This window comes from Burkholderia sp. 3C (assembly GCF_054589155.1).
This window is the reverse complement of record NZ_BAAILN010000136.1, coordinates 122738-135918: the sequence shown is the minus strand read 5'-3', so window position 1 is coordinate 135918 and position 13181 is coordinate 122738. Positions and strand designations below refer to the sequence as shown.

At 72.1% G+C, this 13181-nt stretch carries 6 protein-coding genes; all 6 read left to right on the top strand.

Annotated features, from left to right (window positions below):
• On the top strand, positions 1 to 2160 hold a 2160-nt coding region (locus ACYP33_RS28620), incomplete at its 5' end, for a putative maltokinase (protein WP_459624763.1).
• The gene (gene glgB / locus ACYP33_RS28615) at positions 2157 to 4355 is read left to right on the top strand and encodes a 1,4-alpha-glucan branching protein GlgB (RefSeq protein ID WP_459624762.1); all 2199 of its coding nucleotides are present in this window, start codon (positions 2157 to 2159) and stop codon (positions 4353 to 4355) included. The genes ACYP33_RS28620 and glgB, both read left to right, overlap by 4 nt.
• Before the next feature lie 67 nt (positions 4356 to 4422).
• The gene (gene glgX / locus ACYP33_RS28610; protein ID WP_459624761.1) at positions 4423 to 6759 is read left to right on the top strand and encodes a glycogen debranching protein GlgX; all 2337 of its coding nucleotides are present in this window, start codon (positions 4423 to 4425) and stop codon (positions 6757 to 6759) included.
• 30 nt (positions 6760 to 6789) lie between these two features.
• Positions 6790 to 8808, top strand: a complete 2019-nt coding sequence (treZ, locus tag ACYP33_RS28605; RefSeq protein ID WP_459624760.1) for a malto-oligosyltrehalose trehalohydrolase — start codon at positions 6790 to 6792, stop codon at positions 8806 to 8808.
• Complete coding sequence (gene malQ / locus ACYP33_RS28600) at positions 8805 to 11090, top strand: 4-alpha-glucanotransferase (protein ID WP_459624759.1); 2286 nt, start codon at positions 8805 to 8807, stop codon at positions 11088 to 11090. The genes treZ and malQ overlap by 4 nt, the downstream gene beginning before the upstream one ends.
• Positions 11087 to 13181 (top strand): malto-oligosyltrehalose synthase (gene treY, locus ACYP33_RS28595; RefSeq protein WP_459624758.1); only part of this gene is annotated, 2095 nt, incomplete at its 3' end. The genes malQ and treY, both read left to right, overlap by 4 nt.

Below are 13181 nucleotides of genomic sequence, written 5' to 3'. Positions count from 1 at the left end.
GACGGCGTGCGCACGCCGATGCAGTGGTCGGCCGACCGCAACGGCGGCTTCTCGCGCGCCGACCCCGAGCAACTGGTGCTGCCGCCGGTGATGGGCGCGCTGTACGGGTTCGACGCGATCAACGTCGAGGCGCAATCGCGCGACCCGCATTCGCTGCTGAACTGGATGCGCCGCATCCTCGCCACGCGCCGCGCCACCCAGGTGTTCGGGCGCGGCACGCTGCGCTTCCTGCGCCCCGAGAACCGCAAGATCCTCGCCTATCTGCGCGAACTGCCCGACGCCACGCCGGTGCTGTGCGTGGCGAACCTGTCGCGCACGTCGCAGGCGGTCGAGATCGACCTGTCCGAGTTCGCGGGCAGCGTGCCGGTGGAGATGACCTCCGATTCGCCGTTTCCGGCGATCGGCGAGCTGCCTTACTTGCTGACGTTCCCGCCCTACGGCTTCCTGTGGTTCGCGCTGACGCCGCACGGCGCCGAGCCGGCGTGGCATCGCCCGCACGCCGAGCCGCTGCCCGAATACACCACGCTGGTGATGCGGCGCGGCGACGCGCACCCGGCCGCGCCGCTGCTGGCGTCGCTCGAAACCGAGGTGCTGCCGCACTGGCTGGCGCTGCGCCGCTGGTTCGCCTCGAAGGATCGCACGCTCGACGGCGCGCGCTTCGATTGCGTGACGCCGATCCCCGGCGAGGCGTTTCAGTACGCCGAAGTGGTGGCGCGCTCGGACGGCCGCGAGGAACGCTACGTGGTGCCGCTCGCTGCCGCCTGGGGCGATGAGACGCCGCATCCGCTGTTCATGCGGCTCGCGCTGGCGCGCGTGCGGCGCGGCCCGACGGTCGGCTACCTGACCGATGCGTTCGCGCTGCCCGGCTTCGCGCACAGCCTGCTGCGCAAGCTGGCCGAGCAGGCCAGCGTGCCGCTCACGGGCGGCGGCACGCTGAGGTTCCTGCCGGAGCCGTCGCTCGACGACTACCGGGCCACGCTGGGCGACGCCCCCGAGATTCGCTGGCTCGCCGCCGAGCAGAGCAACAGCTCGCTCGTGATCGGCGAGGCGCTGGTGCTGAAGCTGGTGCGGCGCGTGGCGGGCGGCATCCACCCCGAGGCCGAGATGAGCCGGCACCTGACGCGCGCCGGCTACCGCAACGCGCCGGCGCTGGTCGGCGAGGTGCAGCGGGTGGGCGAGGACGGCACGCCGCATACCGTGGCGATCGTGCAGGCCTTCGTCGAGAACCAGGGCGATGCATGGGCCTACTCGCTCGACTTCGTCAAGCGCGCCGTGGGCGACCTCGCGCTGGCCGCGGCCGCCACCTCCGACGACGCCGACGACGCGCTGACCGACTCCGACGAATTCGATGCCTACGCCAATTTCGCCGGCGCGATCGGCACCCGGCTCGGCGAGCTGCACGTGACGCTGGCCGAGCCGTGCGACGACCCGGACATCGCGCCCGAGCGCGCCACGCCGGCCCACGTCGAACGCTGGGCCGGCGACGCCTCGGCGATGGTCCGGCGCGCGCTCGACCTGCTCGCGCCGCGCCTCGACGAACTCGATCCGGCCGCGCGCGACGCCGCGCACACGCTGCTGGCCTCGCGCGACGCGCTGCTCGCGGCGCTGGCCGCGAGCGTGCCGCGCGACCTGGACGCGCTCTGCACGCGCATCCATGGCGATTTCCATCTCGGCCAGGTGCTCAACGTGAACGGCGACGCGATGCTGATCGATTTCGAGGGCGAACCGGCGCGCGCGCTGGACGCGCGCCGCGCCAAGTCGCATCCGCTGCGCGACGTGGCCGGGCTGCTGCGCTCGCTGTCGTATGCGAGCGCGGCCGCGCAGTTCTCGATCGAGAAGTCGCCGCTGCCCACCGCCGACCTGAAGCGCACGCTGTTCGACCGCTTCGGGCAGGCCGCCGCCGACCGCTTCCTCGCCCAGTACCGGCGTGCGATCGAGGCGGCCGCCGAGCCGTTCGTCGCGCCCGACGCGGCGGACCGGCTGCTGATGCTGTTCCTGATCGAGAAGGCCGCCTACGAAATCGGCTACGAAGCCGCCAACCGGCCCGACTGGCTGCGCGTGCCGGTGCTCGGCCTGGCCGGGCTCGCCGCGCAACTGCTCGGCACACCGCCCCCTTCTTCCACTTCCACCCCGCCCTCCCACGCGAAGGACGCCCCATGAGCGAGACGTTGTTCGACCCGGCCGATATCGATGCGCTGCTCGACGCACGCCACCCCGATCCGTTCGCCTGCCTCGGCCCACATCGTGTCGGCGACCGCCGGGTGGTGCGCGCGCTGCTGCCCGGCGCGCATCGCGTGCACGCCGTGGCGCGCGACGGCGGGCGCGTGCTCGGCGAACTCGAACGCGTCGCGCCGGCCGGCTGCTTCGCCGGCACGCTCGATTCCGACGATGCCTACCGGCTGTCGATCGACTGGATGACGGCCACGCAGGATATCGAGGATGCCTACGCATTCGGTCCGCTGCTCGACGAATCGGCGCTCGCGCGCCTGGGCAACGGCGATCCGTTCGCCGTGCTCGACTGCCTCGGCGCACGGCCCGCCACCGTGGACGGCGTGCCCGGCGTGATATTCGCGCTGTGGGCGCCGAGCGCGGCGCGCGTGTCGGTGGTGGGCCAGTTCAATTCCTGGGACGGCCGCCGCCATCCGATGCGGCTGCGCCGCCCGTGGGGCATCTGGGAACTGTTCGTGCCGCGCATCGGCGCGGGCGTGCGCTACAAGTACGAGCTGCGCTCGCACGACGGCCGCGTGATGCCGCTCAAGGCCGACCCGTGCGCGCGCGCCACCGAGACGCCGCCGCTGACCGCCTCGGTGGTGGCCGATCCGGCCGCGCTCACGCGCTTCGCCTGGACCGACGACGACTGGATGCGCCGCCGCGCCGAGACCGACGCGGTGCGCGCGCCGATGTCCGTGTACGAGGTACACCCCGAATCGTGGCAGCGCATCGGCGATCCGCCGCGCTGCCCGACCTGGGACGAACTCGCCGACCGGCTGATCCCCTACGTGGCCGGCATGGGCTTCACGCACGTCGAACTGATGCCGGTGGCCGAATATCCGTTCGGCGGCTCGTGGGGCTATCAGGCGCTCTCGCCGTTCGCGCCGTCGGCGCGCTTCGGCCCGACCGAGGGCCTCTCGCGCTTCGTCGATCGCGCGCATGCGGCCGGCGTCGGCGTGATCGTCGATTGGGTGGCCGCGCACTTCCCGACCGACCCGCACGGCCTCGGCCAGTTCGACGGCAGCGCGCTCTACGAGCACGCCGACCCGCGCGAGGGCTTTCATCCCGACTGGAACACGCTGGTGTACAACCTCGGCCGCCGCGAGGTGAGCGGCTTCCTGATCGCGGCGGCGCTGGCCTTCGTGCGCGATCATCACGTGGACGGCCTGCGCGTGGACGCGGTGGCCTCGATGCTGTATCGCGACTATTCGCGCGCGTCGGGCCAGTGGATTCCGAACCGGCACGGCGGCCGCGAGAACCTCGAATCGATCGCCTTCCTGCGCCTGCTCAACGACACGCTGCACGGCCCCGACGCGCCGCCCGGCGTGCTGACCATCGCCGAGGAATCGACCGCCTGGCCCGGCGTCAGCGCCCCCACCGCAAACGGCGGCCTGGGCTTCGATTTCAAGTGGAACATGGGCTGGATGCACGACACGCTGGCCTATCTGCAGGAGGACCCGCTGCATCGCCGCCATCATCACGAGCGCATGACGTTCGGGCTGGTTTATGCGTTTTCCGAACGGTTCGTGCTGCCGCTTTCGCACGACGAGGTGGTGCACGGCAAGGGCTCGCTGGTCGGGAAGCTTCCCGGCGACGCGTGGCAGCGCTTCGCGACGCTGCGCGCCTATTACGCCTTCATGTGGGCGCATCCCGGCAAGAAGCTGCTGTTCATGGGCGGCGAATTCGCGCAACCCGGCGAGTTCGCGCACGACGGCCAGCCGCCCTGGGAGCTGCTCGACGCGCCCCCGCACCGCGGCGTGCAGCGCCTGGTGCGCGACCTGAACCGGCTCGCCGCCGACGAACCCGCGCTGTATCGGCTCGACAGCCAGCCCGAGGGCTTCGGCTGGCTGATCGGCGACGACGCGGCCAACAGTGTGTACGCGTTCGTGCGCCGCGACGACAGCGGGCGGCGGCTGGTGGCCGTGTGCAACTTCACGCCGGTGCCGCGCGACGACTATCGCATCGGGCTGCCGGCCGGCGGACGATGGTCCGAACTCCTCAATACCGACAGCGCCGCATACGGGGGCACCAATCGCGGCAACGGCGGCGCCGTGCAGGCGGAGGAGATCCCCTCGCATGGCGAACGATGGTCCGCGCAGTTGCGCCTGCCGCCGCTCGCGACGATCTGGCTGCGGCCCGACTGATGCGCGGGAGCGCCGGGTATCGATGCATTCACAACGAACTTAACGACATCAAAAAGGATTCCGCATCATGCGCGCTGCAACCCCCGACCGCCTGGAGCCGGGCAAGCCCTATCCGCTCGGCGCCAAATGGAATGGCCTCGGCATCAACTTCGCGGTATTTTCGGCCCACGCCACACGCATCCAGCTGTGCCTGTTCGACCCCACCGGCCGCAAGGAAATCGCGCGGCTCGACCTGCCCGAATGCACCGATGAAATCTGGCACGGCTATCTGCCCGACGCGCATCCGGGCACGGTGTACGCGTTTCGCGCCGACGGCCCCTATCAGCCGCAACACGGCCATCGCTTCAATTCCACCAAGCTGCTGCTCGATCCGTACGCGCGCAAGCTGATCGGCCAGGTGCGCTGGTCCGATGCGCTGTTCGGCTATCGGCTGCATTCGAACCGCGCCGATCTGTCGATCGATCGCCGCGATTCCGCGCCGGCCATGCCGAAATGCGTGGTGGTGGACGAAACGTTCGACTGGCAGGAGGATCGCCGCCCCGAGGTGCCGTGGTCGAACACGGTGATCTACGAAACCCATGTGCGCGGCGTGTCGATGCGGCGCGACCGGCTGCGCCCGCCCTCGCGCGGCACGTTCGCGGCGCTGGCCTCGCCCGAGTTCATCGATCATCTGCTCAAGATCGGCGTGACCACCATCGAACTGCTGCCGGTGCATGCGTTCCTGAACAGCCGCGAGCTGATCAATGGCGGGCTGCGCAACTACTGGGGCTACGACACGCTGTCGTATTTCGCACCCGAGCCGTCGTACCTGTCGACACGGCGGCTCGACGAGATGCGCATCGCGATCCGCCAGTTGCACGCGGCCGGCATCGAAGTGCTGCTCGATGTGGTCTACAACCACACCTGCGAGGGCAACCAGCTCGGCCCCACGCTGTCGTGGCGCGGCCTCGACAACGCCAGCTACTACCGGCTGCAACCGAACGATCCGCGCTATCACATCGACGAAACCGGCTGCGGCAACACGCTGAATCTCTCGCACCCGCGCGTGCTGCAGATGGTGATGGATTCGCTGCGCTGGTGGAGCACCTCGTTCAATATCGACGGCTTCCGCTTCGACCTCGGCGTCACGCTCGGCCGCGAGCCGGACGGCTATGACCGCGGCTCGGGCTTCTTCGACGCGCTGTGCCAGGACCCGGTGCTCGCCACCCGCAAGCTGATTTCCGAGCCGTGGGACATCGGCCCCGGCGGCTATCAGCTCGGCAATCATCCGGCCGGCTTCGGCGAATGGAACGACCGCTTCCGCGACACCGTGCGCCGCTTCTGGCGCGGCGATGCCGGCATGCGGCCCGAGCTGGCCGCACGGCTGGCCGGCTCGGCCGACCTGTTCAATCACCAGAAACGCCGGCCCTGGGCCTCGGTCAACTTCATCGCCGCGCACGACGGCTTCCCGCTGGCCGACATGGTCGCCTATGCCTCGAAGCACAACGAAGCGAACGGCGAGGACAACCGCGACGGCCGCGACGACAACTGCAGCGCGAACTGGGGCGCGGAAGGCCCGACCGACGATGCCGGCATCAACGAGGTGCGCGCACGCGTGTCGCGCTCGCTGCTGGTCACGCTGTTCGCCGCGCTCGGCACGCCGATGCTGCTCGGCGGCGACGAGTTCGGCCGCACCCAGCAGGGCAACAACAACGCCTATTGCCAGGACAACGAACTGTCGTGGTTCGACTGGGAGCAGGCCAACGGCGAGGCCGGCCGGCAGTTGTCGGCGTTCGTCGGGCGGCTTGCCGCGCTGCGCCGCGAGCATCCGCTGCTGTCGGGCGCGCGCTATCCGGATGGCGACCACGAGGTCGCGCCGGGCCTGCGCGAGATCGACTGGTTCGACGAGCGTGGCGAGAGCCTGTCGGTGCCCGCCTGGGAGGACGGCGAACGCCGCGCCCTGACCATGCGCCGCGTCGGCCCCGACGGCAGCGGCGAAACCGAGGTGCTGCTGCTGATGCTGAACGGCTCCTCGCAACCGCTGCTGTTCGTGCCGCCCGCGCCGGGCCTCGCCTACCTCGTGCTGGCCGACAGCGGCCGGCCCGACGCCGAGCCGGCCGTGCTGCCCGCCGAAGGGATCGAACTGGCCGCGCACGCGGCCGTGATCGCCGCCGCGCGGCTTGGTGCTGCGCAAACCGAAGCGGTCGATCCGGCGCATGCGGACGCCACCGGCGATGCGCTGCCCGAGGATGCCGACGACGAGCCGGAACCCGTCGCGGCCGAGCCGATGCCGCAAACCGACGACGACGCCGAGCCCGAACCGGTCGCGCATCGTCAAGCCCCCCGAACCGATCACGCAGGCCCGCAGGCCGACGCTCACGCCGACGCGCCGCTCGCCACCGAACCGGCCAGCGCCGGGCGTTAGCGCGCCGCCCCCGTTCCCGAGGATTCGACCATGACCGACTCCCTGATTTATCCCGCCGCCCGTCACGCCTACCCGGCCTCGTTCGGCGCCTGCTGCATCGATCCGCGCCGCACCCACTTCCGGCTCTGGGCGCCCGCCTGCCGAACCGTCGAGGTCGAGCTCGACGACGGCGAGCGCCAGGCCAGCGTCGCGATGACGGCCCGCGAAGACGGCTGGTTCGACACCACCGCACCGTTCGGCCCCGGCACGCGCTACCGCTACCGGCTCGATGGCGGCGATGCGGTGCCCGATCCGGCCTCGCGCTTCCAGCCCGACGGCGTGCACGGCCCGAGCGAGGTGATCGACCCGGCCACCTACCGCTGGATGCACGACGACTGGCGCGGCCGGCCGTGGAGCGACACGGTGCTTTACGAGCTGCACGTCGGCGCGCTCGGCGGCTATCGCGGCGTCGAGCGCCGGCTCGGCGAACTGGCCGCGCTCGGCGTGACCGCCATCGAGCTGATGCCGCTGTCGTCGTTTCCCGGCATGCGCAACTGGGGCTACGACGGCGTACTGCCGTTCGCGCCCGCCGCCGCGTACGGCCGCCCCGACGAGCTGAAGGCGCTGATCGACGCCGCGCACGGCCTTGGCCTGCAGGTGTTCCTCGACGTCGTGTACAACCACTTCGGCCCGGACGGCAACTGGCTCGCGCGCTACGCGCCCGGCTTCTTCCGCGAAGGCAGCCACACCGCGTGGGGGCCGGCGATCGATTTTTCGCGCGCCGAGGTGGGCCGCTTCTTCATCGACAACGCGCTGTACTGGCTGGAAGAATTCCGCATCGACGGGCTGCGCCTCGACGCCGTGCATGCGATCGACGACGACGCCTGGCTCGGCGAACTGGCCGCGCGCGTGCGCGCCTACGCGAGCGGCGACCGGCACATCCATCTGGTGCTGGAAAACGAGCGCAACAGCGCGCGGCTGCTGGCCGACGCCGGCTTCGACGCGCAGTGGAACGACGATTTCCACAACAGCCTGCACGTGCTGCTGACCGGCGAGCGCGACGGCTACTACCGCGCCTATGCCGACGCGCCGCTGCAGCGCTTCGCGCGCACGCTGGCGGAGGGCTTCGCGTATCAGGGCGAGCCGTCGCCGTTGCACGACGGCCGGCCGCGCGGCGAGCCGAGCGCGCACCTGCCGCCCACCGCGTTCGTCGCGTTCCTGCAGAACCACGACCAGATCGGCAACCGCGCGTTCGGCGAGCGGCTGCGCGCGCTCGTCAACGACGACGCGCTGCGCGCGGCCACCGCGCTGACGCTGCTCGCGCCTTCGGTGCCGATGCTGTTCATGGGCGAGGAAACCGGCTCGACGCAGCCGTTCCAGTTCTTTACCGATTACACGGGCGAGCTGGCCGACGCCGTGCGCGAGGGCCGCCGCCGCGAATTCGCCGCGTTCCCGGCGTTCGCCAGCGCCGAGCATCGCGACCGGATTCCCGATCCGAACGATCCCGCCACGTTCACGCGCTCGTCGCTGGACGACACCGCCACCGCCGACGACGAAAGCGACGACGCGCGAACCTGGCGCGCGTTCTATCGCGGCGCGCTGACCGTGCGCACCAGCTTCGTGATGCCGCATCTGCCCGGCACGCGCTCCGAGGGCGTGAGCCTGCTGGCGCGCGACGGGCAACAAGCCGCACCTGCACCGGCCGATCCGGCCGCCTATACCGATCGCTCGCGCCTGCCGCTCGACGATCCCGAGCACGACAACGATCGTCAGGAAGCCGCGACCGTTGCGGCCGCAACCAACGCGATGCAAAACCGCAACGGCGGTGACGACACCCCGCCACGCGCACTGATCGCGCGCTGGCGGCTCGGCAACGGCGCGGCCCTCGCGATCGCGCTCAACCTCGACGACGCCGCGATCGCACTGCCCGCCGCGCCGCCCGGCAAGATCGTGTTCGAAACGCCGCCGCGCGTGCGCGACGCGCTCGGCAGCGGGCAGCTCGGCGCGCATGCCTGCATCGCCTGGCTCGACATGCCGGCCGGCGCCCGCCGCGAGGGAGCAGGACGATGAGCACCCCGAACGGAAAATCCGCCGCCTCGCTCGACGCGCTCGCGCGCGCCGCCGGGCTGGAACCCGACTGGATCGACGCGGGCGACGCACCGCAACGTGTTGCCGACGACGCGCTCGCCGTGCTGCTCGATGCGCTCGGCGTGCCGTGCGCGACGCAGGCCGACCGCGAATGGAGCGCGGCGGCGCTGGCCGCGCCGGCCGTGCCGCCGCCGTTGCTGACGGCCGACGCGAGGCAGCCCGTGCCGTGGCCTGCCGCTGCGGGCCACAGCGGCCACGGCTACGTGTTGACGCTAGAAAGCGGCGAACGGATCGGCGGCACGCTGATCGCGGACGCTATCGGCCGCGGCGCGCTGCTGCCCGCCATCGACGTGCCCGGCTATCACACCGTCGAAACCGATTTCGCGAGCCTGACGCTGGCCGTCGCGCCCGCGCGCGGCTGGCGCATCGACGACGCCGCGCAGGCCGCCGGCCGCGCGCGCCCGTTCGGCCTGGCCGCGCAGCTTTACGGCCTGCGCCGCGACGGCGACCTCGGCATCGGCGACACCACGGCGCTGGCGGCGCTCGCCACCGCCGCCGGCCGGCACGGCGCGGACGCGCTCGCGATCAGCCCGACCCACGCCGGCTTCCCGGCCCAGCCCGAGCGCGACAGCCCGTATTCGCCGTCGTCCCGGCGCTGGCACAACCTCGCGTATCTCGATCCCGACGACGTGGCCGGCCCCGAGGCGACGCGCGCCGCGCTCGCCGAAACCGGCCTCGCCGGCCTGGCCGCCGAGTTGAGCGCCGCGCCGCTGGTGGATTGGCCGCGCGCGATGCATCTGAAGCTGCGCGTGCTGCGCGCGCTGTACGAACGTTGGCGTGCGCATCCGTCGTCCGATACGCGGGCGTTCGCGTCGTTCGTCTCCAGCGGCGGCACCTCGCTGTACGGGCAGGCCTGTTTCGATGCGTTGCAGGCGCATGCGATCGACGAACGGCTCGGCTCCGACTGGCGGCGCTGGCCCGCCGAACTGCACGGCCCCGACGCGCCCGCCGTGCGCGCGTTCGCCGCCGCGCACGGCGACGACATCGCGTTCTTCTCGTTCGCGCAGTGGCTGGCCTCGCGCGGCCTGGACGGCGCACAGCGCGCCGCACGGGCCGCCGGCATGTCGATCGGCACCATCGCCGATCTGGCCGTGGGCTGCGCGCCCGACGGCGCCGACGCCTGGGCCGCGCCCGGCACGCTGCTGGCCAACGCCTCGATCGGCGCGCCGCCCGACCTGTTCAATACCCATGGGCAGGCCTGGGGCGTCACCACCTGGACGCCGGCCGCGCTGCGCGCGAACGGCTTCGCGCCGTTCATCGCGTTGCTGCGCGCCGCGTTCGCGCATGCGGGCGGCGTGCGCATCGATCACGTGCTCGGCTTCCAGCGGCTGTGGATCGTGCGCGACGGCACCTCGGCGCGCGATGGCGCCTATCTGCGCTATCCGCTCGACGACCTGCTGCGGCTCGTCGCGCTCGAATCGTCGCGGCACCGCGCGATCGCGATCGGCGAGGATCTCGGCACCGTGCCGGACGGGCTGCGCGACCAGCTTGCCGGGCGGGGCGTGGCCGGCATGCGCGTGCTGTGGTTCGAACGCGATGCGGCCGGCGCGTTCCGGCCGCCCGAGCGCTGGGACCACGACGTGGCGGCGATGCCGTCCACCCACGATCTGCCGACGATCGCGGGCTGGTGGCGCGGCGTCGATCTCGCGTGGCGACGGCACGTCGCGGCGCTCGACCCTGTGGATAACGCCGCCGACGCAAGCCGGCACGACGCGAACGCGCTCGCCGCTGCACCTCGCGCCGACGATCCGACCGACACCTGGCCACCCATGGAACCCGCCGTGAATCATCAAGCCACGCCCGTCTCGCGCGACGCCAACGCTCAGGCATCCGAAGCACCGGCCGGCGAGCGCGACGCCGCCCTGCCCGCCGATCTCGCCGAACGCGCCGCCGATCGCACGCATCTGTGGCACGCGTTGACCATCGCGGGCGTCACGACAGCCGCCACGCCGCCCGCGCCCGATGCGCCGCCAGTGGCCGCCGCGCTCGCCTTCGTCGCGCGCAGCGCCGCCTCGCTCGCGCTGATGCCGCTGGAGGACCTGCTCGCGCTGCCCGCGCAGCCGAATCTGCCCGGGCCGCCCGTGGGCCATCCGAACTGGCGGCGGCGCATGCCGCGCGACACCGCCCACCTGATCGACGACGCGGCCGGCGCCACGCTGGCCGCCGTCGCACTGGCACGACGCACCGGAGGAGCCGGCCGATGAGCGACACCCCGCACCACAACACCCCCGCCCCAGCGGGCCACCCGCGCGCCACGCTGCGCCTGCAACTGCACGCGGGCTTCACGTTCGACGACGCCGCCGCCTACGCGGAGGATTACGCGGCGCTCGGCGTCAGCCATCTGTACCTGTCGCCGATCACGCAGGCCGAGCCGGGCTCGATGCACGGCTACGACACCGTCGACTACGAACGCGTCAGCGAGGAACTCGGCGGCGAACACGGCTTCGTGCGGCTGGTCGGCGCGCTGCGCCGGCACGGCCTCGGCGTCATCGTCGATTTCGTGCCGAACCACATGGGCGTGGGCGGTTCCTCGAACGGCTGGTGGAACGACGTGCTCGAATGGGGGCGGCGCAGCCGCTACGCGCAGCACTTCGACATCGACTGGCATCCGGCCGACCCGTCGCTGCAGGGGCGCGTGCTGCTGCCGTGCCTCGGCCGCCCCTACGGCGAGGCGCTCGCGGCCGGCGACATTGCATTGCAGTACGAACCGATCGACGGCCGCCTGCATATCGTCTGCCCCGGCCGCTCGCTGCCGGTCAATCTGGCCGCCTATCCCGACATCCTGCGCGCCGCGCATCGGCCCGAACTCGATACGCTGGCCGCGCGCTTCGCGCCGCTGGTCGAAGCCTCGCCCGGTGCGCCGCGCATCAGCCTCGCGTTCGAGGCGCTGCGCGAGCATGTGCACGCGCACGGCACGGGTGCGCTCGACGCCGCGCTGCGCCACTACGCGAGCGACACCGAAGCGGGCCGCGCGCGCCTGCACGCCATGCTCGAACGGCAGGCGTACCGGCTCGCGTGGTGGCGCACCGCCAACGACGAGATCAACTGGCGGCGCTTCTTCGACATCGACACGCTGGCGGGCATGCGCGTGGAAGACGAGGCCGTGTTCGACGACGTGCACGCGCTGCTGTTCCGGCTCGTCGATGCGGGGCTGGTGGACGGGGTGCGCATCGATCACGTGGATGGCCTCGCCGACCCGCAAGGCTATTGCCGCCGCCTGCACGAACGGCTCGCCGCGCTGCGCCAGCCCACGCCATACCTGGTGGTCGAGAAGATCCTCGCGCGCGGCGAAACGCTGCCCGCCGACTGGCTGACCGACGGCACCACCGGCTACGACTTCATGAACGACGTGGGCGCGCTGCTGCACGACCCGGCCGGCGAGGCGCCGCTCGCGAAACTGTGGGCCGAGTTGTCGGGCAGCCCCGCCGATTTCACCCAGGAAGCGCTGACCGGCAAGCGCGAGGCCGTGCCGCGTCAGTTGGCCGTCGAGGCCGAGCGCGTGGCGGCGCTGCTGCACGAGATCGCGCGCGGCGATCTGCGCACGCGCGACGTGGCACGCGCGCCGCTGCATCGCGCCGTGGTCGAACTGGCCGTGCAGTTGCCCGTCTATCGGCTCTATCCGGCCGGCGGCGAGCGCGAGCACGACCGGCCGTTCGTCGAGGCCGCGTGGCGCGCCGCGCGCGAGGCCTTGCCGCGCACGGATCGCGACGTGCTCGATCGCGTGCTCGGCTGGCTCGGCTGGCCCGAGATCGTCGGCATCCCTATCGAATCCGAATCTGAATCCGGCCCCGCGCCCGACCCGGCGCTCGCGCTGCGCGCGCAACTCGCGTTCGCGCGGCTCAGTGCGCCGCTCGCCGCCAAGGGTGTGGAGGACACCGCGTGCTATCGCTACGGCCGGCTGCTGTCGCGCAACGAAGTGGGCGCGGACGCCGAGCGTTTCGCCCTCTCACCCGACGCATTCCACGCCTGCAACCTCGAACGCGCGCGGCTCACGCCCGCCACGCTGCTGGCCACCGCCACGCACGACCACAAGCGCGGCGAGGACGTGCGTGCGCGGCTCGCCGTGCTCAGCGAAATTCCGGCGTCGTGGCGCGCGGCCGTCGAGGCCTGGCAGGCGCGCAACGCCGGGCATCGACGCGCGCCCCGCACCGACGCTGACATTAACGCGGCGCTCGCACCGGGGCGCGCCACCGAGGCGATGCTGTACCAGACGCTGGCCGGCTGCTGGCCGCCCACGCTGGCGCCCGACGATGCCGAGGGCCTCGCCGCGTTCGCCGATCGCATCGTCGGCTGGC